The organism is Bradyrhizobium sp. SRS-191 (assembly GCF_024586915.1).
GTDB lineage: Bacteria > Pseudomonadota > Alphaproteobacteria > Rhizobiales > Xanthobacteraceae > Bradyrhizobium.
Genome location: NZ_JANBVS010000009.1, coordinates 23088 through 46820, shown reverse-complemented (window position 1 = coordinate 46820; position 23733 = coordinate 23088). Strand labels below are relative to the sequence as shown.

Annotated in this window: 22 protein-coding genes; 12 read left to right on the top strand and 10 right to left on the bottom strand. The window is 67.1% G+C overall.

Going from position 1 to position 23733, the window contains the following annotated elements:
• The first annotated feature begins 18 nt into the window (after positions 1-18).
• The 7 genes from NLR35_RS17720 (at position 19) to NLR35_RS17690 (ending at position 7329) form a co-directional block, all read left to right on the top strand.
• The gene (locus NLR35_RS17720; protein WP_257167812.1) at positions 19-816 is read left to right on the top strand and encodes an ABC transporter ATP-binding protein; all 798 of its coding nucleotides are present in this window, start codon (positions 19-21) and stop codon (positions 814-816) included.
• Positions 813-1628: an ABC transporter permease gene (locus NLR35_RS17715; protein WP_257167811.1), complete on the top strand. Its 816-nt coding sequence runs from the start codon at positions 813-815 to the stop codon at positions 1626-1628. The genes NLR35_RS17720 and NLR35_RS17715 overlap by 4 nt, the downstream gene beginning before the upstream one ends.
• Positions 1628-2611 carry a 2-hydroxyacid dehydrogenase gene (locus NLR35_RS17710; RefSeq protein WP_257167810.1) on the top strand — a complete coding sequence of 328 codons (984 nt, stop codon included), beginning with the start codon at positions 1628-1630 and terminating at the stop codon, positions 2609-2611. Before NLR35_RS17715 ends, NLR35_RS17710 begins: the two co-directional genes overlap by 1 nt.
• Before the next feature lie 89 nt (positions 2612-2700).
• A complete protein-coding gene (locus NLR35_RS17705) occupies positions 2701-3300 on the top strand; it encodes a protease inhibitor Inh/omp19 family protein (RefSeq protein ID WP_257168019.1) in 600 nt (199 codons plus the stop codon).
• A 139-nt stretch (positions 3301-3439) separates the two neighbouring features.
• A complete protein-coding gene (locus NLR35_RS17700) occupies positions 3440-5092 on the top strand; it encodes a PAS-domain containing protein (protein WP_257167809.1) in 1653 nt (550 codons plus the stop codon).
• Between the two features lie 148 nt (positions 5093-5240).
• A complete protein-coding gene (locus NLR35_RS17695; protein WP_257167808.1) occupies positions 5241-6893 on the top strand; it encodes a PAS-domain containing protein in 1653 nt (550 codons plus the stop codon).
• 106 nt (positions 6894-6999) lie between these two features.
• Positions 7000-7329: a glycine zipper domain-containing protein gene (locus NLR35_RS17690; protein WP_257167807.1), complete on the top strand. Its 330-nt coding sequence runs from the start codon at positions 7000-7002 to the stop codon at positions 7327-7329.
• Here NLR35_RS17690 and NLR35_RS17685 read toward each other — a convergent pair.
• Entirely contained in the window at positions 7323-8792 is a 1470-nt protein-coding gene (locus tag NLR35_RS17685; RefSeq protein WP_257167806.1) for a PLP-dependent aminotransferase family protein, read from the bottom strand. The two genes, NLR35_RS17690 and NLR35_RS17685, sit on opposite strands and share 7 nt — an antisense overlap.
• A 97-nt stretch (positions 8793-8889) precedes the next feature.
• Here NLR35_RS17685 and NLR35_RS17680 point away from each other — a divergent pair, with 97 nt between their 5' ends.
• Complete coding sequence (locus NLR35_RS17680) at positions 8890-9750, top strand: DMT family transporter (protein ID WP_257167805.1); 861 nt, start codon at positions 8890-8892, stop codon at positions 9748-9750.
• 4 nt (positions 9751-9754) lie between these two features.
• Here the strand turns inward: NLR35_RS17680 and NLR35_RS17675 are convergent, their stop codons facing one another.
• Positions 9755-10468 (bottom strand): hypothetical protein, encoded by a 714-nt coding sequence (locus NLR35_RS17675; protein WP_257167804.1) that lies wholly within the window; start codon positions 10466-10468, stop codon positions 9755-9757.
• Positions 10469-10543: 75 nt separating this feature from the next.
• Positions 10544-12217 carry a PAS domain-containing methyl-accepting chemotaxis protein gene (locus NLR35_RS17670; RefSeq protein WP_257167803.1) on the bottom strand — a complete coding sequence of 558 codons (1674 nt, stop codon included), beginning with the start codon at positions 12215-12217 and terminating at the stop codon, positions 10544-10546.
• 429 nt (positions 12218-12646) lie between these two features.
• Here NLR35_RS17670 and NLR35_RS17665 point away from each other — a divergent pair, with 429 nt between their 5' ends.
• Entirely contained in the window at positions 12647-13255 is a 609-nt protein-coding gene (locus tag NLR35_RS17665) for a Crp/Fnr family transcriptional regulator (RefSeq protein ID WP_257167802.1), read from the top strand.
• 43 nt (positions 13256-13298) lie between these two features.
• Here the strand turns inward: NLR35_RS17665 and radC are convergent, their stop codons facing one another.
• The 3 genes from radC to NLR35_RS17650 form a co-directional block, all read right to left on the bottom strand.
• Positions 13299-14012 carry a DNA repair protein RadC gene (gene radC / locus NLR35_RS17660; protein WP_257168018.1) on the bottom strand — a complete coding sequence of 238 codons (714 nt, stop codon included), beginning with the start codon at positions 14010-14012 and terminating at the stop codon, positions 13299-13301.
• 62 nt (positions 14013-14074) lie between these two features.
• Complete coding sequence (locus NLR35_RS17655) at positions 14075-14623, bottom strand: MAPEG family protein (protein WP_257167801.1); 549 nt, start codon at positions 14621-14623, stop codon at positions 14075-14077.
• 44 nt (positions 14624-14667) lie between these two features.
• On the bottom strand, positions 14668-16221 hold the full coding sequence (locus NLR35_RS17650) for an alpha/beta hydrolase (protein WP_257167800.1): 1554 nt from the start codon (positions 16219-16221) through the stop codon (positions 14668-14670).
• A gap of 194 nt (positions 16222-16415) precedes the next feature.
• Here NLR35_RS17650 and mddA point away from each other — a divergent pair, with 194 nt between their 5' ends.
• Positions 16416-17195 carry a methanethiol S-methyltransferase gene (gene mddA / locus NLR35_RS17645; RefSeq protein WP_257167799.1) on the top strand — a complete coding sequence of 260 codons (780 nt, stop codon included), beginning with the start codon at positions 16416-16418 and terminating at the stop codon, positions 17193-17195.
• 216 nt (positions 17196-17411) lie between these two features.
• A complete protein-coding gene (locus NLR35_RS17640) occupies positions 17412-18602 on the top strand; it encodes an MFS transporter (RefSeq protein WP_257167798.1) in 1191 nt (396 codons plus the stop codon).
• On the opposite strand, the gene NLR35_RS17635 is transcribed toward NLR35_RS17640, so the two are convergent.
• The gene (locus NLR35_RS17635; protein ID WP_257167797.1) at positions 18603-19406 is read right to left on the bottom strand and encodes an intradiol ring-cleavage dioxygenase; all 804 of its coding nucleotides are present in this window, start codon (positions 19404-19406) and stop codon (positions 18603-18605) included.
• A 93-nt stretch (positions 19407-19499) separates the two neighbouring features.
• Positions 19500-20324, bottom strand: coding sequence for a type I methionyl aminopeptidase (gene map, locus NLR35_RS17630; RefSeq protein WP_006613595.1), 825 nt, complete (start codon positions 20322-20324; stop codon positions 19500-19502).
• Positions 20325-20745: 421 nt separating this feature from the next.
• Here map and NLR35_RS17625 point away from each other — a divergent pair, with 421 nt between their 5' ends.
• Entirely contained in the window at positions 20746-21465 is a 720-nt protein-coding gene (locus NLR35_RS17625) for a response regulator transcription factor (protein WP_257167796.1), read from the top strand.
• A 70-nt stretch (positions 21466-21535) separates the two neighbouring features.
• Here the strand turns inward: NLR35_RS17625 and NLR35_RS17620 are convergent, their stop codons facing one another.
• Positions 21536-23350: a S8 family serine peptidase gene (locus NLR35_RS17620; protein ID WP_257167795.1), complete on the bottom strand. Its 1815-nt coding sequence runs from the start codon at positions 23348-23350 to the stop codon at positions 21536-21538.
• Between the two features lie 57 nt (positions 23351-23407).
• Complete coding sequence (locus tag NLR35_RS17615) at positions 23408-23665, bottom strand: hypothetical protein (protein ID WP_257167794.1); 258 nt, start codon at positions 23663-23665, stop codon at positions 23408-23410.
• Positions 23666-23733: the final 68 nt, after the last annotated feature.

Sequence of the window (23733 nt, the reverse complement as noted above, 5' to 3'; positions counted from 1 at the left end):
GATCGAACTGTCCCGCAGATGAGTTCGCCCCCTTCGTCCGTGCGCGCCGCGGATGTCGCGATGCAGCTGCGCGCCGTCACCAAGGTCTACGAGTCCGGCGTCGCCGCACTGGGGCCGATCGATCTGTCGATCGGCAAGGGAGAGTTCGTGTCGCTGCTCGGTCCCTCCGGCTGCGGCAAGTCGACGGCATTGCGGCTGATCGCGGGGCTCGCCAGCCCGAGCAGCGGCACGGTCGAGATCGCAGCCTCGTCGATGACGCATCCCGGCCATCGCATCGGCTTCGTGTTTCAGGAGCCGACCCTGATGCCCTGGACCAGTGTGCGCGACAATGTCGGCCTGCCGCTGAAGCTTGCGCATGTGCCGACTGCCGAGGCGCGGCCGCGCATCGATGCGGCGCTGGCGCAGGTCGGGCTCGCCGATTTCGCGGACGCGTTTCCGCGCGAGCTCTCCGGCGGCATGAAGATGCGGGCGTCGCTGGCGCGCGCGCTGGTGACGCGGCCGGACATCCTGCTGATGGACGAGCCGTTCGCAGCGCTCGACGAGATCACGCGCTTTCGCCTCAACAACGATCTGCTGGCGCTGTGGCGCAGCCTCGACATGACCGTCCTGTTCGTCACGCATTCGGTGTTCGAGTCGGTCTATCTGTCGCAGCGTGTGCTGGTGATGACGGCGCGCCCCGGCCGGCTCAGCGCCGAGATTCGAATCGAGACCGACGCGCGCGATGACGCGTTCCGCGCTTCGGCCGATTATGCCGCGTATTGCCGCCGCGTGTCGGATGCGCTGGCGCCGGCCTATACCGGAGTGCATGCGCTGTGAGCGAGGGGCGTGAGCGAAGCGCTTTGATCTCCGGCGCGCGGCTGGCCAGCCTGGCGTTTCCGGCCGTCGTCTTCATCGCCGCGATGGCGGCGTGGGAGCTGGTGGTGCGCATCAACGGCATCCAGCCTTATGTGCTGCCGGGCCCGCTGCTGGTGTTGAGGACGCTGATCGCCGACTGGGACATCCTGGCGCAGTCGCTGCTGACGACCCTGATCACGACACTCGAAGGCTTCATCGCGGCCGCGCTCGGCGGCATCGCGCTGGCGCTGTTGTTCAACCAGTCCCGCTGGCTGGAATGGGCGCTGTTTCCCTACGCCGTGGTGCTGCAGGTGACACCCGTCATCGCGATCGCGCCGCTGCTCCTGATCTACCTGCCGCAGCAGACCGCGGTGGTGACCTGCGCTTGGATCGTCGGTTTCTTTCCGGTGCTGTCGAACACTGCGCTCGGGCTCAACTCGGTCGATCGCAATCTTGCCGGCCTGTTCCAGCTCTACGGCGCCTCGCGCTGGCAGACCTTGCGCCATCTGAAGCTGCCCGCGGCCCTGCCTTACATTCTTGGCGGCCTGCGCATTGCCGGCGGCCTCTCGCTGATCGGCGCTGTCGTCGCGGAGATCGCGGCCGGAAGCGCCGGTGCGGGCTCGGGCCTTGCTTATCGCATCGCGGAATCCGGCTATCGACTCAACATACCTCGCATGTTCGCTGCATTGGTGCTGCTGTCGGTCGCCGGGATTGTCATCTATGGCTTGCTGGCGCTAGTTTCGCACCTCGTTCTGCGGCGCTGGCACGAAAGTGCTCTTGGAAAGGATAACTGATGGCGGCCACTTCGTCTGAGAAGATCGATGTTCTGATCTATGGGCCGCTGCGGCCGATCCTAGAGAAGGGATTCCCGGACAGCTTCAACGTGCACCATGCGACGACGCAGGCCGATCTCGAAGCGCTGCCGGCGGACGTGAAGGGCCGAATCCGCGGCGTCGCGGTGACCTTCCACACCGTGAAGACCGATGCCGCCGTCATGGCGATGCTGCCGAAGCTCGAGATGATCGCAAGCTTCGGCGTCGGCTATGACCATATCGCAGCTGCCCATGCCGGACAGCACGGCATCATCGTCACCAACACGCCGGACGTGCTGACCGAGGAGGTCGCCGACGTCGCGCTCGGCCTGCTGATCGCGACCTGCCGCGAGTTCATCAAGGCCGACCGCTTCGTGCGCTCGGGTGAGTGGGAGTCGAAGCCATATCCGCTCAGCGTCGGCTCGCTGCGTGACCGCACCGTCGGCATGGTCGGCATGGGCCGCATCGGCCAGGCGATCGCGCGCCGCCTCGAAGCCTCGTTGGTCCCCGTCGTCTATCACTCGCGCAACCCTGCCGCGGGCGTGGCCAACAAGCACTATCCCGACCTGCTGCAGATGGCCAAGGACGTCGACACGCTGGTCGTGATCGTGCCCGGCGGCGCCGGCACCAACAAGATCGTCAACGCCGAGGTGCTGAAGGCGCTGGGTCCGCGAGGCGTCGTCGTCAACGTCGCCCGCGGCTCTGTCATCGACGAGGCGGCGCTGGTCGAGGCGCTGAAGTCCGGCACCATTCTCGCGGCCGGCCTCGACGTGTTCGAGAAGGAGCCGGCGGTGCCAGACGCGCTCAAGGCGATGGACAATGTCGTGCTGCTGCCACACATCGGCTCGGCTGCCATCGTAACCCGCAACGCGATGGATCAGCTGGTGGTCGACAACCTCAAGGTCTGGTTTGCCGGCAAGCCGCCGCTGACGCCCGTTCCGGAAACGCCGGTGAAAGGCCGCTGATGAAACGCCTGCTCCCATTGCTGATCGCGCTGTCGTCATTGGCCGTCGCTCCCGCGCTTGCGCAGGATGCCGGCGGCCTGAAGAAGGCGATGATCGGGCAGTGGGAGCTTGCGACCACCGAGCGCAGCAAGACCTGCGTGCTGACCTTGAAGCCCGACGCAGCGCAGCGCGGGATGAAGCTCGAGATGGAGCCTGCCTGCGCCACCGCGCTGCCCTTCACCAAGGACATCGCCGGCTGGAACGTGAAGGGGCTCGACGACATCGTCAGCCTGCAGTCTGCCAATGGCGAGGCGGTGATCGATTTCACCGAGGTCGAGGCCGGCATCTTCGAGGGGCTGCGGCAGGGCGAGGGCGTCTACATCCTGCAGAACCTGGCCGCGGCACGCTCGCTCGCCAAGTCGATGGACCAGATGATCGGCGACTGGGCCATGGTGCGCGGCAACGGCGCCGTGGTCTGCAGCCTGGTGCTGACCAACACAGAAGCCGGCAACGACAATTTCCAGGTGTTCGTGAAGCCGAAATGCGATCCGACCGTCGCAGCCTTCGCGCCGACGCAGTGGCGGCTCGAGCACGGCCAGATGATGCTGATGTCGGCGCGCGGCGAGACCTGGCGGTTCGAGGCCGACGACAATGCGCAATGGCGCCTGGTGCCCGACAGCGCCAATCCGCTGATCATGCTCCGGCAGTAGTTCACTCGAACGCGCGTTTCGGCACAGCTCCTGCCGCATCCAAGTGGTTAATGATTGGTTGCGCGACGGTTCCTGTGACTGGAACTTGTTGTTTACGCATCTTGCGTCTGATGGTTGTACTCCATCGAGGGAGCCGACCATGCGGGAGTGGGTGCGCAGGTTCTACAGGTCGCTGCCGTCGTTCAGCCTCAACGACAAGATCTCGGCCGCCGCCGCGGCCTTTGCCGTGCTGGTGATGCTGTCGACGCTCGGCGCGCTCTCCGCGCTCCGGGAGCACCGGCAGTTCTATGAGCGGCTCGAGCAGCTCGCCTCCGTCTCCCGCAATGTCGACCGCACCAATGCGCTGATTTACGCCGTCGTGATGGAGTCGCGCGGCATCTACATGTCGCTCGACCGCAACGTGGCGCGGCGCTACGCCGATTCGCAGCTCGTGAAGATCGCGCAACTCGCCAAGGTCGTGGAGGAATGGGAGGCGCAGGTCACCGACGAGGACGCGGCGCTGTTCGCCCCGTTCCGCAAGCGGATCGATCAGTTCGTGGCGTTCCGCACCGACATGGCCCGCCGCACGATCTCGATCGGCTCGTCCGCAGCCCGCGAGCTCGGCGACAATGACGAGAATCGCGCCGTCCGCACCGCGCTGAACGAGGATCTCGAGAAGCTGTCGCTGCTGTATGACGACCGGATGCGCGAGCTCGGCGAGGCCGTCGAGACCCGCGGCCTGGTCATGTTCTATCTCGGCGCGCTCGGCGCGCTGATCGTGATGCTGATCGCGGCTGCGGCGCTGGCGTTGCGCTGGGGCGTGCTGATGCCGCTGCTCGACATCGCCCGCGTCACCGACCGCATCGCGGCGGGCCGGATCAAGCTGAAGATCCCGCATGCGCGGCGCGCCGACGAGATCGGCCACGTCGCGCAAGCCGTCGCGACCTATCAGGATGGTGCCTTCCGCCTGCACGAGTTGGAGCAGCATGAGGTCGAGATCGAGCGGCAATACACCGACATCCTGCGCGAGCACGAGCGGCTCGAGCAGGGCGCCATCAGCAGCCAGCAGCGGCTGGACGCGGCGGTCTCCAGCATGGCGCAGGGGATGATCATGATGGACAGCTTCGGCTACGTGCTGATGGTCAACGATCAGTTCCGCAAGCTCTACAACACGCCGGCCTCGATCGCCAAACCCGGTACACATGTGCGCGAGATCCTCGCGCATCGCGCCAAGATCGGCCTGCTCCAGGAAAAGCCGTCGGAATTTCTGGCTGCGCTCCGCCAGCGCATGAAGGAGGGGCGGCCCGAGATCTTCGAGGTCGAGCTCGGCGACGGCCGCATCATCCGCATCTCGGAACGTCCGGTGGCTGGCGGCGGCTGGATCGCCACGCATGAGGATTTCACCGCGCAGCGCCGCGCCGAGCGCAAGCTCGCGCGTGCCGAATACTTCCTGGCCGCGCTGCTCGAGAACATCCCGCAGGCGGTCGTCGCCAAGGATGCGCAGTCGCTGCGCTACGTGTTCGTCAACCGCGCGGCGGAGGAGCTGTTCGGTGTTACTCGGAACGAGATCATCGGCCGTACGCCGCGTGAGCTGTTTTCCGAGCCGAGCGGCTCGCTGCTGGAGGAGGCTGCGCGCGAGCAGCTGGCGGGCCGGGCCGAAGACAAGCCGCGCGCCCACAGCATCGTGACGCCGGGCAACGGTCCGCGCGACATCGTCGTACGCCGGCTTCCGATCGCGGCCGGAACCAGCGAGCCGAAATATCTGCTCAGCATCATGGAGGACCGCACACAGGCCCAGCGCGCCGCCGCGTGATGCCCCGCCGGGATGCCGCCTATCTGGCGTGCGGGCCGAAAGGGCGAGTTTTTTCTAAGTTAATTGCGCTTCTTCTGGGACCGGGATCGATCCCATTCTCCATTTAGAGATTGCTGCTGCGATATGCTCCTGAATTGAGGAGCGAGCCATGATCAAGCCATGGCATGATCTGCAGGCGCGGTTCACCACGTCCAGTGTCAAGGATCGCATCTCCGGCGGCGCAGCCGTCTTCGCGGTGCTCATCGCGCTGCTGATGTCGGGGGCGCTGTATTCGTTCCACGAGCAGCGCCAGCTGACGCAGCTGTTGGGAAATGCCAACAGCGCCAACCGGCAGATCGAGCGCACCAACGCGCTGATCTACGCCGTCGTGATGGAATCGCGCGGCATCTACATGTCGCCCGAGCGCAACGTTGCACGGCGCTACGCCGAATCCCTGCTGCAGAAGTGCGACGAGCTGGTCAAGGCGGTGGATGAGTGGCAGGAGCTGGTGCGCGCCGCGGACGCCGAGCTGTTCGCGCAATTCAAGCGGCGGATCGATCAGTTCGTCGTATTCCGCAGGGAAATGGCGCGGCGGACATTGGCGGTCGGCTCGACTGCCGCCCGCGAGCTCGGCGACAATGACGAGAACCGCGCCGTCCGGACCGCGCTCAACGAGGATCTCGAGCGGCTGGCCCGCGTCTACGAGAACCGCACCCGCAACATCGCGGCGATGGTCGATCAGAGCCGATGGGTCTCACTGACCCTGTTCGCATTCGGCGCGGTGCTCATGGGCTGCACCGGCATTGCCGCGTATCTGCTGCACGGTACGATCGTCAATCCCCTGCTGGAGATCGCGCAGGCCACCGGCAGGATCGCCGGCGGACGGATCAAGCTCGTCATCCCGCATGCCAAGCGGGACGACGAGATCGGGCAGGTGGCGAGGGCGGTCGAAGCCTATCAGGACGCCGCTTCGCGCGTGAGCGAGCTCGAGCTGCAGGGCCAGGAGGTCGAGCGCGAGCATGCGGAGTTTACCCGGGAGCGGGAGCAGCTCGAGGAGCGCGCGCTGACCGGCAAGTGGCGCCTGGAAGCCGCGCTGAAGAACATGGCGCAGGGCCTGATCATGCTCGACAAGACCGGGACGGTGCTGGTCGTCAACGAGCAGTATCGCAACATCTACGGCGTACCGGCGTCCATCGCGAAGCCGGGCGCGACGATGCGCGACATTCTCAGCCACCGCGTCAAGAGCGGTGTGTTCACCGGCGACATCGAGCAGTATCTCGCCGACCTGATGTCGCGGATAAAGGCGCGCAGGCCCTGCATCACCGAGGTCGAGCTCGCCGATGACCACGTCATCCGCATCTCCGAGCGGCCGATGGATGGCGGCGGCTGGGTCGCCACCCATGAGGACTTCACGGTGCATCGGCGCAACGAGCGCATGCTGATGCGCGCCGAATATTTCCTCGCCGTGCTGCTGGAGAACATTCCCCAGGCGGTGCTCGCCACCGACGCGCGCAGCCTGCGCTACGTGTTCGTCAATCGCGCCACCGAGCAACTGCTGGGCGTGAGGCGCGCCGCCATCCTGGGCCGCACGGCGGGCGAAGTGTTTCCAGAGCCGACGGGAGCGCAGCTCGAGAGCCTCGACCGCGAGATGCTGGCGGTGTCGGCCGATCCGGCGCCGCGGGTGCATAGCCTCGCCACGCCGGGCAACGGCGTGCGTGAGATCGTCATGCGCCGGCTACCGGTGATGATCGATGGTGATGAGCCGAAATTCCTGCTCAGCCTGATCGAGGATCGCACGCTCGATCAGCGCGCCGCAGCGTGAGCCGGACCCGGGCGATCCCGCGATGTGGCTGCCTTGACGTCGCCTTGATCTGCATCAAGAACGGGCAGGCCGGGCGGACTAGCGTGCTCGGAACGGAGGCCTGTTCATGACCCGACGTCTGGGGATTTCCTTTGCCACCCGCTTCAGTGCCGCCGCGCTGCTGACGCTCGCGACCATCGCGCCGCTGCATCAGGCGGCCGCGCAGGACGTGCTGGGTGGTGCGCTCCTCGGCGGTGCCGGCGGAGCGATCCTGGGCGGCGCGATCGGCGGCGGCCGCGGGGCTGCGATCGGCGCCGTGATCGGCGCAGGGACGGGCGCTGCGATCGCGGCCGACGGCGAACGCCGGCGTGGCGGCTACTACGCCTATCGCAACGGCTGCTATCTGCAGCGCGGCGACGGCTCCTGGGTCCGCGCGCATCCGCGCTACTGCTATTGAGCCTGTCCTGAATTCATCGCATTGAGCGCCGGCTGCGTTGCAGCCGATCGTCCGATCGCGCGCTCCAATGCCGCGAAGACACGCGGGTCGTCGCAATGCGCGACGTTGAAGCGCATCATCACGTCGGCCGACTGGCTCGCACTGAAGACGTTTCCCGGGGCCAGCACGACATTGTCGGCGAGCGCCTCCTGCGCCACGGTGATCGCGTCGCATCGCTCCGGCAGCCTGCACCACAAATGGTAGCCGCCGCGCGGCATCAGCCACGGCGTGATGCCGAGCCGCTGCAGCCGTGCGGCGATGCGCGGTCTTGCCCGCGCCAGACGCGCGCGCAGCTCCTCGACGTGCTTGCGGTAGCTGCCGCCGGTCAGCACCTGGGCCAAGGCTTCCGCGGCGAATTGTCCGGGACCGCCGAAGCCGGCCGCGATCTGCAGGTCGATCAGCGGTTCGATCCAATCGGCGCGCGCCGCGATGTAGCCGCAGCGGATCGACGCCGACAGCGTCTTGGAGAAGCTGCCGATCAGGATCACGCGCGCGAGGCCGTCGAGCGCGGCGAGCCGCGGCGACGGCTCGGGCTCGAAATCGCCGTAGATGTCGTCCTCGATGACGATCACGTCATGCGCGGCGGCGGCGTTGAGCAGCCGATGCGCCGTCTGCAGCGACAGGGTCGCGCCGGTCGGATTGTGCAGGCCGGAATTGGTGATGTAGAGCCGCGGCCGCTCGGCCGCGAGCACCGCCTCGAATTGCGCGATATCAGGGCCGCTCGAGGTCATGGGAATGCTGACGATCCGCGCCTGGTGCGCGCGCAGCAGCGCCAGGAAATTGAAGTAGCAGGGATCGTCGACCAGCACCGTGTCGCCCGGCCGCAGCAGCATCCGGCAGATCAGGTCGATCGCCTGCGTGCCTGATGACGTCAGCAGGATCTGCTCGCTGAACGCGTCGATGCCGAGGCCGGCGAGGCGGCCCTGCAGCACGCGCCGTAACGCCGCCGAGCCGCGTGCGCTGCCATAGTCGGTCAGCACGCCGCCCTCGCTGCGCGCCAGCGCGCGGACTGCGCGACGCAGCGCGTCCTGCGGCATCCAGTCGGGCGGCAGCCAGCCGCAGCCGGGCATCAGCGTCGCCGGGTCGGCATCGAGCGATTGGCGCGACACCCAGAACGGATCGACGGCGCGCGGGCGGCGCGGTTCGCTCTCTGTCAGCGCCAGCGGCGGCAAGGCGACGTCGGCGACATAGAACCCTGATCCGCGGCGGGCGCGGATGACGCCCTGCGCCGCCAGCCGGTCATAGGCCTCGACCACTGTTGCTGGCGCGACTCCCATCAAGCTTGCGAAGGCGCGGATCGACGGCAGCCTCTGGCCAGGAGCAAGCGTGCGCGTCGCGAGCCGCTGCCGGATGGCGTCGACCACCGCCGCCGTTCTGAGGCCGGCCGGACGTGGCTTTGAGGTCGAAGGGCGCAAGTGTATCATCCAGTATATCAGTACAGTTTCATCAGATTGTATTGTTTTGTCGCTGTCGCGGCAAGGCATCGGGAGCTAATCAGGAGCTGCGACGGAGGGGCCGGACATGAAGGGATCGATTGAGGGCTGGGGCAGCGGCGCCATCGGCATGACCATCTTCAGCGGCTCGCTGCCGGCGACGCGCGCAGCGCTCGATGGCTTCACACCGTTCTTCCTGACCGGCGCGCGTGCCACGCTCGCGGCGCTGCTTGCGGCGCTGTGCCTCGCATGGCTGCGACAGCGGGTGCCGGGGCGGCGCGAGCTGCCGTCGCTGATCATCGTCGCGCTCGGCGTCGTCATCGGCTTTCCGTTGTTGACGGCGCTCGCGCTTCAGCATGTCACCTCGGCGCATGCGATCGTCTTCATCGGCCTGCTGCCGCTCTCGACCGCCTTGTTCGGCGTGCTGCGCGGAGGCGAGCGGCCGCGACCGTTGTTCTGGCTGTTCGCGGGCCTCGGCGCGGCGGCAGTGTCTGGCTTCGCCTTGGCGCAGGACGGCGCGGCCTCGCCGATCGGCGATCTCGCGATGATCGCGGCGATCGTCGTCTGCGGCCTCGGCTATGCCGAAGGCGCCGTGCTGACCCGCCGGCTGGGCGGCTGGCAGGTGATCTCGTGGGCGCTGCTGCTGTCGTTGCCGGTGATGCTGCTGCTGACCTGGTTCACTTGGCCGCCGCTCGGGGCGAGCATCACGATGCCGGCCTGGCTCGGACTGGCCTACGTCTCGGTTTTCAGCATGTTCATCGGTTTCGCCTTCTGGTATCGCGGTCTTGCCCGCGGCGGCACCGCGACGGTCGGGCAGCTGCAACTGCTGCAACCCTTTCTCGGCCTCGGTTTCGCGAGCCTGCTGCTGCACGAGGCGGTGTCCGCAACCATGATCGCGGCCGCCGGCGGCGTCGTGCTGTGCGTCGCGCTGGCGCGGCGCTGGGCGTGAGGCGCTATTTGCGGCGATAGAGGCCGGTGAAGGTGACGCCGGCGCCGCCGCAATCAGTGTTGTCCTCGGCCAGCAGAAAGGCGCCGATGCGATGCAGGCGCACGCGGCACTCGTCGCCGCCGTTCGGCCGCTCGAACGGCGTGGTGCCGTCCTCGACGAAGGCGATGACGCCGCCTTTCGGCTCCACGGTGGCGGCGATGGAGCCGTTGTTGAGATCGCGGCCCGCCGGCACGACCTGGTCGCCCTCGATCTTGAGCCGGCCTCCGCCTGCCGTCTGGATCGTGAGCCGGCCGCCGGGATGCACCCAGGTGCCGGTCCAGTCCGAAAGCTCCGGCGCAGTCATCGGCGCGATGGGCGCGAGCGCCGTTCGCGGCAGCCAGCCGCGCGTCCAGGTCTGGCTCTTCGCGCCCGGCGGCTGGTAGGTGACGCAGGTGAAGTCGCCCCGGGTCCTGCCGACCAGCACCACATCGCCGCTGACGAGGTAGCTCTTCTTGCGGCAGGCATCGGTCGGCGCGGGACAGCTCGCGGCCTTGAAGTCGTCGTCATAGGGACTCTTGACGAAGTTCGCGCGCGGCTGACCGATGACCCTGGCCATCGTCAGCGGCCGCGCATCGTCCCAACCGACGCCGTTGCAATTGGCCGGGTCATCTGCTTCGTAGGCGGCCGCGGCGGTCACCGCGAGAAGGTTCAGGACTAATCCGAGCCAAGCCGCTCGCATTGGGGATCTCCGTGCAGGCCTCACCCGATTGGGTGGGGCCCGACGGGCGATCGGTTCAAGCGCAGGCGGTCCGGCTCAGCCGCCCGCGATCCTGGCGGCCTCCGCCGCGGCGCGCTGCATGCTGTTCGACATCTCGGTCGTCACGGTGCTCTGCTCTTCGACCGCGGCAGCCGTCGAGGTGACGTATTCGCTGACATTGTGGATCGCCTGCTTGATCTCGCCGAGCGCCAGCACCACGCCGCCGGAAATGCTGTTGAGCCCCTCGATCTCCTGGCCGATCTTGTCGGTGGCGTGCTTGGCCTGGTTGGCCAGGCTCTTCACCTCGGATGCGACCACGGCGAAGCCGCGGCCGGCCTCGCCGGCGCGGGCCGATTCGATCGTCGCATTCAGCGCCAGCAGGTTGATCTGCCCGGTGATGTTGTCGATGAGATCGACGATGCCGCTCATCGCCTGCGTCGCGTTGGACAGATTCTGCGCCTGCGTATCGGCGACCCCGACGCGCTCGACCGCGCCCATCGCGGTCTCGCGGGATTTGGTCATGGCCTCGGAGATCTCGCGCACCGAGGCGTTGAGCTCCTCGGCGCCGGCGGCGACCGACTCCATCATGCCGCGGACGCGCTCGTTGCCCATGCGCACCAGCACCTGCCGCGTCACGTCGGTGGCGTATTTGACCACCTTGAAGGGCTTGCCGTTCAGATCCATGATCGGATTGTAGGAGGCCTGGATGTAGACCTCCCGGCCGCCCTTGCCGATGCGCTTGTATTCGGCCGCCTGGTATTCGCCGCGATTGAGCTTGGCCCAGAACTCGCGATAGGCGGCGCCGTCGCGCTCCGACGCATCGACGAACATGCTGTGGTGCTTGCCGCGGATCTCGCCCAGCGAATAACCCAGCGCCTTCAGGAAATTGTCGTTCGCGGTGATGATGGTGCCGTCCATGTTGAACTCGATGACCGCCTGCGCCTTGTCGATCGAGGCGATCTGCCCGGCCAGATCGGCGTTCCGCAGCTTCTCCTTGGTGACGTCGGTCGCGAACTTGACCACGGCGATCGGCTTGCCCTTGTCGTCGAGGATCGGATTGTAGGAGGCGAGGATCCAGACCTCCTTGCCGTTCTTGCCGATGCGCTTGTATTCGGCCGCCTGGTACTCGCCGCGATTGAGGCGTGCCCAGAACTCGCGATAGGCGGCGCTGTCGCGCTCGGCCGGCGCGACGAACATGCTGTGGTGCTTGCCCTGAATGTCCTTCAGCTCGTAGCCCATCACCTTCAGGAAGTTCTCGTTGGCGGTGACGACGGTGCCGTCCATCTTGAACTCGATGACCGCCTGGGAGCGGTCGAGGGCAGCGATCTTGCCGGCCTCCCTGAGGCTCGTCACCTTCTTCGCGGTGATGTCGGTCGCGATCTTGACGACGATGTGCGGCTTGCCGTTGCGGTCGAGCACGGGATTGTAGGACGCCTCGATCCAGACCTCCCGGCCGTCCTTGGCGATCCGCTTGAATTCGGCCGCCTGGAATTCGCCGCGGTTGAGCCTTGCCCAGAATTCGCGATAGCCGGCGGTGTCGCGCTCCTCGGCGGGAACGAACATCGCGTGTTTCTTGCCTTGGATCTCGTCGAGGCGGTAGCCCAACACGTCGAGAAAATTCTTGTTCGCTGTCCGAATGGTGCCGTCCATGTCGAACTCGATCATCGCCGCGGAGCGGCTGATCGCGGCGAGCTTGGCGTCGGCGCCTTCAGTGGTCTTGCGTGCAAACATCAGAGGTGGTCGTCCTCGAGCTGAGCCGTGGTGATGAAGCGGATGATGCTGGAAGCAGGCGCGGTGAAGACGATGCGTGAACCCCGTAAAACACCGGTGTGGTCTGACGTCGCAGCTGTCGACTTGACGGGCGATTCTCATTCGCGTGCGTCTAGCCGCTGCGGTCTCAGGTCAGTAAAAATCAAAGATCTTAAGAATCGAGCGAGTGCACTTAATTTATGTTATTGATGGAGGATAAGGATCCAGTGATCCTGAACTAATAAGTTCGAGAAGAATATTCCGCGTGTCGGGATCATTGACGGAACGAGAGCAATGGCGCTCCCCGAGCAGGCTCGCAGGTGCCTTTCGTGCCCTGCTGAAGGGCTCTGCGATGCCATCATCAAGCCGCGCGAGGGTGAGGCTGACGCCGCGGCCATGGATCAGCGGTTCTTGACGATCGCAGCCGGTCAGCAGATCCCGAAATACGAACGTGCCAATGCGCGGGCGCTGATCCTGTGCAGCGGATGGGCGTTTCGCTATCGCATTCTTCCCGATGGCCGCCGCTCGATCGTCCGGCTCGTTCTTCCCCGCCAATTCGTTTCGACCGATGCGGCGTTCTCGGCGTCGGCCGCGTCGCAGGCCGATACGCCGGCGAAAGCGCTGACGGACATCCAGCTCTGCAGCTATTCGGCGCGCAATCTCCGCGACAGATGTCTGGCGACGCCGCCCTTGATGTCGCTGGTGCTCGACCTGCTGATCGAGGAAATCCGCGACGCCTATGATCTCGCCGCCGCGCTCGGCCGGCGTTCGGCGCACGGACGAATCGCCTTCCTGGTCGTCGCTGCAATGAAGAAGCTGGCGCCCGAAGGGCTCGTCCACGGCCGTCGCTATCCGTTTCCGCTGCGCCAGCAGCACATCGCCGATGCCGTCGGGTTGACCACCGTTCATGTCAGCCGCGTGCTGGCGCAATTGCGCGACAGCGGCCTGATGACGGTGGCGGACGGCGCGGTCACGTTCCACGATCTGGCAGGCTGCGACCGGGCCGCAGCGCGCGGCTGAGGCGAGGCCGTGCGTCGAGGCTGATCGCAACCGCACCGTCGGTTCACATCACCCCGATGCTCTTCAGGCTGGTATGCCCGTTCTTGCCGACGATGATGTGATCATGGACGGTGATGCCGAGCGGCTTGGCGATGTCGACGATGGTCTTGGTCATGCGAATGTCGGCCTGCGACGGCGTCGGGTCACCGGAGGGGTGATTATGCACCAGGATGATCGCGGTGGCCGACAGCTCCAGCGCGCGCTTGATCACCTCGCGGGGATAGACCGGCGTGTGGTCGACGGTGCCGGTCTGCTGCACTTCGTCGGCGATCAGCTGGTTGCGCTTGTCGAGGAACAGCAGCCTGAACTGCTCCTTCTCGGCAAACGCCATGCTGGTGCGGCAATAGGTGATGACGTCCTGCCATGATGCCAGCGCGTGCTTCTGCCGGACCTCGCCCTTGGCGATGCGGTGCGCGGCGGCGCCGATCAGCTTGAGCTGGGTGATCACGGCATCGCCGATCCCGTCGATTTCGCGCAGCCGCGGCTCCGGGGCATGGATCACCTCGGCGAACGATCCGAACGTCTTGATCAGCGCCTTGGCGAGCGGCTTGACGTCGCGCCGCGGCAGCGCCGCGAACAGCGCCATCTCGAGCAGCTCGTAGTCGCTCAGCGCGTCCGGGCCGGCGCTGTGGAAGCGCTCGCGCAATCGCTGGCGATGGCCGAGATAATGCGGCGTCTCGGGCGGCGCGTCGTTCGAAGGAGGAGCTTTGGCGGGCATCGGCGCCAGCATGCCGCGGCCTCGGTATTTTGCAACCTCGAAGTGCGTGATCCTGCGCGCGGCTAAATGACGGCGCGCCCGGTCAGCACCAGGATTAGGCCGATGACGAGAGCGAACGCGGTCGGATAGAAGGTCAGCGCAAAGCCGAAGGCGCGGCCCGCGGCGCCCCGGGCATAGCCGAGCCAGAACAGCAGGCGGCCGAGGCCGAACAGCACGACGAGCGTGACCAGCAGCAGATCGGGCCGCGGCAGCGCCGCTGCCAGGCCGAGATGCACGGTCACTGCGAGCACGACCTGCTCCAGCGTGTTCTGCAGGATGGCGTTGCCGCGCCGGACGGCCTCGCTTGCCGTGGTGGTCGCGCTGCCGGCGATGTCCTGCGCCGAGAAGAAGCGCATTCGCGCGACGTTGCCGTTCGCGGCGAGCAGCCAGACGATCACGAACAGATCGAGCCGCAACGCCATAGCCAGCCGCTCGCCGACCGGCGGCGCGGCACCGCCGCCTTGCCACAGCGCCAGGCCGATAGCGACGATCGCGGTCAGGGCCGCTGCGGCCATGCCGCCGGCGACCTGTCTCTGCTCGCGCCGGAATGCTGCGTCCTCGGTCATGATCATCGCGTCCTCCCGCCCCCCGGACTACAGCGATCTCGCCTGCCGGGCTATCCCGCACGCGCCGGGAGGCCGGCGATGAAGTCCGCGATGCTGGCGAGCATCGGCTGCTGCGCGCCGGCGAACATCCAGTGATCCGCGCCGTCGAGCTCGACGAACCGTGCCTGGCGGATGTGGCTTGCGAGATGCCGGCCGGCCCCGACCAGCACCGCGCGGTCGTCGCGACGATGCAGCACCAAGGTCGGGGCGGACACGCGACCGAGCAGATGCCGGACGTCCGTATCCCTGAACGCCTCGAGCAGGCCCTTGATGGCGCCGGGGCTCGAGGCCGCCCGCAGCAGGCCGGCCCACCAGGCGCGCGCCTGCGGATCGCCGGCGAGGCTCGGCGCGAACGTCTCGATCCCCGCAGGGCCTCCCCAGCTCGTCACCAGCTGCCGCAGCCACATGTCGTATTGGCGTCCCTGCAACGCGTGCGGATAGTCGGGTGTCGCGCTGCCCTTGGCGAGCGAGGCGAACAGGATCAGCCCGGCGACGCGCTCCGGGTGATGGGCCGCGAAGGCGATGCAGGCTGGCCCACCCTCGGAAGCGCCGAGCAGCACGGTGCGGCGGCTGCCGGCGGCGTCCAGCACGGTTGCGATGTCGCTGCTGGTGGCGTCCACGCTCGGGCTGAAGCCGACCCGGTCGGACAGCCCGATGCCGCGCCGGTCGAACAGGATGAGCCGGCCCATCGCGGCGAGCGCGGACAGCAGGGCCCGGCTGCGCGGCTCCTCCCAGACCCGCTCGACATGCGAGACGAAGCCCGGCAGCAGCAGGATGTCCAGCGGTCCCGCGCCGTAGGTCTGATAGGCGAGATGAACGCCTCCGCCGCCGACATAGCGCGTGGCCGGCGGCTCCGCGATACGCGTCGACGCATTCAGCAGTGCGCGGGTTTCCGGCTCGGGTGCCACGCCGAGCTCATCGCGCAGTTGCTGCGTCAGGGCGTCGAGATGGCGCTCGGCGCCCGCGCGGTCGCCTGCGAGGATCAGGCTGCGGATCAGCGCGCGGCCATAGACTTCGCTGAGCGGATCGAGCGCTGTGAGGCGGCGGGCATGCGCCACGGCGGTGGCGTAGTCGCCGGCGGCGCTGCTGTCCTGGACGACGCGCTCCAAGGCCTGGACGGCCCGGCCACGCAAGGCTTCGCGCCGGAAGAACGCCCATTCGTCGAATTGCGGACAGTCGCCGGGCGTGAAGCCGTCGAGGAAGTCGCCGGGATAGAGCCGGCAGGCCAGCGCGAAATCGCCGCGATCGCAGGCCTCTTCGAACTGCCGGGCATCGACCTCCAGCGCGACCGCGTCAGACCAGCGCAACGTCGCACGGTCGGTCGCGAGGACGCCGTCGCCGAGCGCAAGCTGGATCCGGTGCAGCAGGCGGCGCAGCCGGGTCCGCGCGACGTCCTCGGGGCTGTCGGGCCAGAACATCGTCGCGGCGACATCGCGCGCGACGGCGCCTTTGGCCTCGGCGAGGTGGACCAGCAGTGCGAGCCCCTTGCGCAGCGGCAGCGGGCACGGCTGGCCGTCCCGGCGAATCTCCGGAAAGCCGAATGTCCGTACGCTGAACCGAGCCATCGGAATGAGAACCTGCCATGATGCCGTCTGCAGCGACGCCGCCAGGGCGCGCGCCAGAGGGACGCTGAGGGGGACCTTGGGGGGACGCTGGGGGGACGCTCGCCTGCTAGCAGGCGGGCTCGATCCCAGCGCGCGTCTCGGGATGACCGATCCCGTCGCGCCAACGCTGCCGTCCGCACAACCGGGAAGCCGCCATGTTCGCACGTCTCCTCATCCTGTTCTACGCCGCCATGAGCTATGCCGTCTTCCTTGTGTCGTTCGTGTGGGCACTTGGTTTCGTCGGCAATCATGACCTGCTCGCATCCAAGACGATCGACATCGGTCCGCCGTCCGATCCCGTCGATGCTGTCGTCATCAACGGGCTGCTGCTCGGCCTGTTCGCGATCCAGCACAGCGTCATGGCGCGGCCCGGCTTCAAGCGCGTCTGGACGCGGATCATTCCGAAAGCCGCCGAGCGCAGCACCTATGTGCTGCTGTCGAGCCTGATCCTGCTGCTGCTGTTCTGGCAGTGGCGCCCGATGCCGGCGCCCGTCTGGCATGTTCAGGGCGCCGCGGCTGTGCTGCTGACCGGCGTCCAATGGCTCGGCTGGGTGATCGCGCTGTCCTCGACCTACATGATCGATCATTTCGATCTGTTCGGGCTGCGCCAGGCGCTGTCGGCCATGCGCGGCGCGCAACCGCCGGCTCTGCCGTTCAAGACACCGCTGCTGTATCGCCTGGTGCGGCATCCGCTGATGCTCGGCTTCCTGCTGGCGTTCTGGGCGACGCCGGTGATGAGCCTCGGGCATCTGCTGTTCGCTGCGCTCAGCACCGGCTACATTCTGGTCGGGCTGTGGCTCGAGGAGCGCGATCTGGTCGCGCAGTTCGGCGAGACCTATCAGCGCTACCGCCGGCGAGTTCCGATGCTGCTGCCGCGGCTGATCGGCGGCCGGCGAAGCGCGGATGCGGACAGGGAAGTGGGCGAGGTGCGCTAGCTGCGTCGGCTCCTGCGCTTGCCACGTCAGGCGCAGGCCTCAGCGTGAGGCGGGCCGCGCGGCCGACCCATGCCCGCCGAGCCGCCCACGCAGACGTGAATGGGCGTGGTGGATCTCCCGCACCTATGTCAGGCATTGTCGCTGCGACGCAGCATCGCTGCCCCTACCTGACATCCGTGCCCCCAGGGACGTCCGTCCCGCCCCGGGAGATCTCCATTGACCACCGTCACGTCCGAGAGCGCCGACAGCCTCTCGAGCTGGATCACGCTGCTGCTGGCCTTCTCCTGCGGGCTGATCGTCGCCAACATCTATTATGCGCAGCCGCTGATCGGGCCGATCAGCGCCGATCTCGGCCTGCCGCCGCAGCTTGCCGGACTGCTGGTGACCATGAGTCAGATCGGCTATGGCGCGGGGCTCCTGCTGATCGTCCCGCTCGGCGACCTCATCGAGAACCGCAAGCTCGTCATCGCCACCATGGTCGTCGGCGCGGCGGCGCTGGCCTGTGCGGCGCTGGCGACGAGCCCGTCGACCTTCCTGTTCTCGGCGCTGCTCATCGGCATCGGCTCGGTCGCGGTGCAGATCCTGATTCCCTATGCCGGCCACATGGCGCCGGAGGCGATCCGCGGCCGCACCGTCGGCAACGTCTCGACCGGGCTGATGCTCGGCATCATGCTGGCGCGTCCCCTGGCAAGCTTCGTCGCCGCGCATGCCTCGTGGCACGTGATCTATGCGGCATCGGCGCTCGCGATGGTAATCCTGGCGATCGTGCTGCGCCTGGCGCTGCCGCCGCGCGAGCCGGCGGCGCGGCTGAGCTATGGCCAGCTGCTCGGCTCGATGGTCGAGCTCTATCGCGACACGCCGGCGCTGCGCCGCCGGGCGCTGTATCAGGCCGCCTTGTTCAGCTGCTTCAGCGTGTTCTGGACCACGTCGCCGCTGCTGCTCGCAGGGCCGGATTTCCGGATGTCGCAGACCGGCATCGCCGTGTTTGCGCTGGTCGGAGTCGGCGGCGCGATCATGGCGCCGATCGCTGGCCGCATCGCCGATCGCGGCTGGACGCGGCCGGCCTCGGTCGCCGCGATGCTGCTCTGCCTGATCGGCTTTGCGTTGACGCTGCTGTTTCCGCTGGGAACCACCGGCTCGCTCGCAACGCTCGTCATTGCCGCCGTCGCGATCGATTGCGGCGTGCAGCTCAGCCTCATTCTCGGCTATCGCGTGCTGTTCGTGCTCGGCGCCGGGCACCGCAGCCGGCTCAACGGGCTCTACATGACGACGTTCTTCGTGGCCGGTGCGGCCGGCTCCGGGATCGGCGCCTACGCCTATGCGCATGGCGGCTGGATGCTCGCGGCCGCTTTCGGCATCGCGCTGCCGCTGGCGGCGCTCGCCTATTTCGCGACGGAGCCGCGCTGATCAGAACGGGCTGCGTTTCAGTCCGGGCACCAGCGCCGCCAGCCGGTCCTTGATCCATGGCGCGGGCGGCAGCTTTCCGGTGGGCATCTCCACCGGCGGCGCCGGCTTGCGGCTCACGGCCAGCGTCAAGGTCGCGATGTAGCGATCACGTTCCTCCTTGATCGCGCAATACGCCCGGTGATCGGGATCGGCCTCGGTGGCGACGCGGTCGTTGGCGTTGATGACGAGGCGCTGCTGCGGCCGGCCCGTGTAGTCCGGCACGTTGGTGTAGATGAACTCGTTCAGCGCTTCGGGGAAGAAGGTCTGCCCCGTCAGCACCGTGGCGTCATCGACGAACACCCTGAAATGGATATGCGTCGCGCGGCCCGCATACCAGCCGGGATAGATGGTGGTGAAGCCGGCCCATCCCGCGGCATCGGCCAGCTGGGTGCCGCGCAGATAAGTCTTGCCGCTCTGATCGAGCTTGTGATTGTCGCCCTGGCCGGGATAGCCCGAATAGATGCCGCGGGCGTCACAGTGCCAGACATCGACGCGCGCGCCCGATATCGGCGTGCAGGCGCCGGCCTCGATCACGCGCAGCCGCAAGCCGAGCGGCACGCCGGGCCGGCCCTCGGCGATATCGGCGCGCACCAGCCTGGGATCGAGATAATAGGGCCCGGATTCCGATTGCGGCGTCAGGATGCAGGCGTCGTCGGCGGGGGAGGATGCGGCCTGGGTCTCGGCGGCCGGGGCGACGCGCGAACTCAGCAGCGCCGCGCCTGCTGAAAGCAGGCCGATGACGCCGCGGCGGGTTGCGATGGTCACAGACGCCTCCTGCAATCACATGCATGAAGACGGCAGTCGAGCAGCCGGGAATGGCAACAATCAGACGCGGAGACGCGGGCGCCCGCGCCCCGCTCACACCTGCGTCAGCGGCTTCTCGCCATGGCGCTCGGACAGCGTGAAGATCTCGACGCCGTCATTGGTCACGCCGACCGAATGCTCGAACTGCGCCGACAGCGAGCGGTCCCGCGTCACGGCGGTCCAGCCGTCGGACAGGATCTTCACATGCGGCTTGCCGAGATTGATCATCGGCTCGATGGTGAAGAACATGCCCGGCTTGAGCAGCACGCCCTCGCCGGGACGGCCGACATGGATGATGTTCGGCTCGTCGTGGAACAGCCGGCCGAGGCCGTGTCCGCAGAAGTCGCGCACCACGCTCATGCCCTGCGGCTCGACGAAGCTCTGGATGGCGTGGCCGATGTCGCCGGTGGTGGCGCCGGGCTTCACCGCGGCGATGCCGCGCATCATCGATTCGTAGGTCACCTCGATCAGCCGCTCGGCTTTGCGCGAGATCGGGCCGATCGCATACATGCGGCTGGAATCGCCGTACCAGCCGTCGACGATGAAGGTGACGTCGACATTGATGATGTCGCCTTCCTTCAGCGGACGGTCGTTCGGCATGCCGTGGCAGACGACGTGGTTGATCGACGTGCAAGTCGAGTAGCGATAGCCGCGATACATCAAGGTCGCCGGATAGGCGCCGTGGCTGAAGGCGAACTCGCGCACGACATCGTCGATCCGCGAGGTCGGCACGCCCGGTTTGACGATGTCGGTCAGCGCATCGAGGCACTTCGACACCAGGGCGCCGGCCGTGCGCATGCCGGCAAAGCCGCTCGGGCCATGCAGCTTGATCTGGCCGTTCTTGCGCGCAGCGGTGTCGGTGGCTTCGATATAGCTCATGGGCCTGTTTCGTTTCCGAACATGTCGTGGGGTGATCGCCTAATTTAATGATCGTGCGGCCCGGTGCAAGCCGGGTCTGCACGAGCGGGGCCGATCACACGATATGTGCTTGTTCCCACGTGAATCTTCCGAACGTTTTGCGCCGTGTCGCGACACACCTTCAGGGTGCATTTGCAAGTCCAGTGTTGGTTCGTGAGGAGACTGCGCAGATGTACATTCCTGGCAGCATCATACCAGTTTTTCGCCGGCAGCTGCGACCAACCGCGCAGCCGCTCCGACCACGTTCTTGTCACGATTGTGGGGCAAAATTCGCCCAAAGGTTGTTCAATTCCCAGCATCATTTCATCTGCAATCCACCAAGTCTCTGCCGGGGTCACGTCCGGCAGGACCGCTGCAGCCATTTTGCGATTGGGAGTTTCCAATGTCGCGACGCGCCCTCGACCTCGACATCCTGCCGGTTCCATCGCTTGCGGCAGATGTGCCCGAAGCGGTCATGGGCAAGATCCGCATTGTGATCGTCAGCGAAACGCGGGTGTTTCGCGAGGCGCTCGGTGCAAGGCTGGGACAGAATGACCGGCTCGACGTGATCGACACGGTCGATCACCGCGGCGCTCTCGGTCTCGTCGCGCTGGTTCGCCCACATCTGGTTCTGCTGGACGTCGGCGAATGGCATGGTCTGGAGCGCGCGACGGCCCTGCTGCGCGAGCAGCCGGATCTGGAGATCCTCGCCATCGGCGTCCCCGAGATCGCGGCGCCGGCCTTGTCGGCGATCGGCCGCGGCATCGCCGGCTGCGTGCCGCGCGACGGATCGATCGACGACGTCATCGCCGAGGTCGACCGGCTGACGGCCGGCGGCCGCAGCGAGCAGATCTCGATCGTCGTCGAGCCGGAGGTGCAGCCCGATCCGCTCCCGCCGGCCCCGGCGACGAAATCGCGGTTCGGCGAACTGACGCCGCGCGAGTGCGAGATCCTGCAGATGATCGAGGTGGGATTGTCCAACAAGGAGATCGCACGGAATCTTCGGATCGAGGTCGGCACGGTCAAGAACCACGTGCACAACATTCTCGAGAAGCTCAACGTGCGCCGGCGCAACCAGGCGGCCCATCGGCTGCGGGCGCATCACCAGCGGCAAGGCGGCTAGCTGAATCCCCACCAACGGCGATCCGCCGGCGTTGTCGCCGGCGGATCTTTCGCTTCGTTCGCACCTGTCGTCAGATCAGCCCGGCGTTGCGCATCTGCAGGAAGCTCTGCAGCAGCGCCGGATGGATCGTCTGCGGCTGCAGGAAGGCATTGGCGAAGGGCGAGCCCTGAAACGGCACGCCGAAGCTGACATTGCCGAGGGAAGGCGCCGCCGACGCGGTGGCCATGTTGCCGGCCTGCGGCGCTGCGCTGAGACCGGCGACGCGCTGCAGGTCCGGCACGCCGACGCCTTCGCGGGTGGGATCGCCGAGATAGCGCACGCCCGCGCTGGCGAGCAACTGATACAGCTGCGACACGCGCTGCTCGTTGCGGGTCTTGGCCGCATCGCGGAACATCGGGTGATGGGCGAGCAGCAGCGCGGCCATGCCGGTGATGTGCGGCGTCGCCATCGAGGTGCCGTCCCAGGCGGCGTAACCGCCACCGGGCACGGTCGACAGAATGGCGACGCCCGGACCCGCCACCGCGACCTGCGGCCCGAAGCAGGTGAAGCGCGGCGAGAACATCGCGCCGGCAACCATGTTCGGCACGACCGTGCGGGCGTGATAGCTGTCGTCGGGAAACTCACCGAGCTTGCCGATCGCCGACACCGTGAGGACCGAGGGCTGATTGCCGGGGAACTGCACCGGACCGCTGGCATTGCCCGCCGCCACGATGCAGGCGACGCCGTTCTGCCGCGCCTCGATCAGCTTGTGCGCGACGAGCTCGGACTGCTCACTGCTGCCGAGGCTCATGTTGACGACATCGAGGCCGCGCGCGATCGCCTGGTCGAGCGCGTCGATCAGGTCGCTGAAGCGGCCGCCGGGGAACACCTTCAGCGCGTGCACCTCCGCCATCGGCGCGAAACCGCGCACCGCCTTCATCTGGCCTGAGAGGGCCGCGGTGATGATGCCGGCACAATGCGTGCCGTGGGACATCGTGTCCCGGGTCCAGCTCGCGCCGTCCTTGTTGTTGGTGAAGTCCATGCCGCGGGTGACATGGGTGAGCTGCGGATGGCTGCTGTCGCAGCCGGAGTCGATGATCCCGACCTTGACGCCCTGTCCGGTCAGTGACGGATCGATCTGATCGAGCTTCATCAGCTGCTGGCCCCAGCCGACATAGGGCGCCCCAGGGAAGCCCTGGAAGGTCGCCGCGAACGGCTGCAGCTGCAGCGTATTGATGCCGTCGGACAACGCCGGGCGCTCGAACATGCGGTCCCAGTAGTTCGCCATCGGCTTGACGTAGATCGCCTGGATCGTCTCCAGCGGTCCGCCGAACACGGTCACCGTGACCTCGCCCTTGTCGTCGGTCACGCCCTGGCCGGGGAAGCCGAGCCCGTAGACATAGACGGTGGCCTTGGGCAGCGGCTGCCCGTTGGCTCCGGCGACGCGCAGCCGCACGTCGATCCCGATGCCGGGCTGCATCGTCATCGCGTTGTTGAAAGCCATCGACAGATCGTCGGCGTGACGCAGCAGCGCATCGTGCTCGACGATGACGTTCGGCGGCGCGCTGGCCCGCAGCGCCGCGCCACGCGCCGGATCCATCTCGGCGACCACGATCTCCGGCATCCCGCCGCCGCCACCTCCGGCCGACAATGCGCCGAAGCCGCTCGGCTTCACCTGCTTGATGATCTGGACGTCGGGCATGTTGTTGAGGGTCGTCGCGATCGCATCGACCGCCATCGGCTGCACGCCGGGCAGCGGGCGTGCCGCGACCAGGAAGCGCGATCGTCTCGCCTTCACCGTGGGCTCCACCGTCGGCGAAGCCGCATCGGTCTTGTTGGGGGCGGCATTGCCGCGGCCATTGGCGCCTTTTCCGGAAGAATTATCGCTCGCATTGTTGTCGGCCATAGCGTCTCTCTCCTTGGATCTCTGTCGCTTGTTGGATCGGCGCATGGCGTTGACCGGTCAGAACGGACTGAGCTTCGCATTCCGCTCGATGATCAGCGCTGTGCCGAAGCGTGACTTGAGTTGCTCGGCGTCTCGCGACGTCAGATTGACGACCAGGTGCGGTTGGTCGGGACGGCCGCCTCTCGAAACGATCGAGGCGCCGGCGATGGTCTTCAGCGCGTCCTCGAACGCGGTGAGGTGGGATGTATCGGAGGGGCTGCGTCCGGCGACGATGAACTCATCGCTGGAGCCGCCGGTGGCAAGGTTGTCGGTCATGATGGTGTCCTCACTGTCTTCGGTGTGTCCCCTGGGCGACTATCGAGCCGCCCAGGGGACAGTGCAAC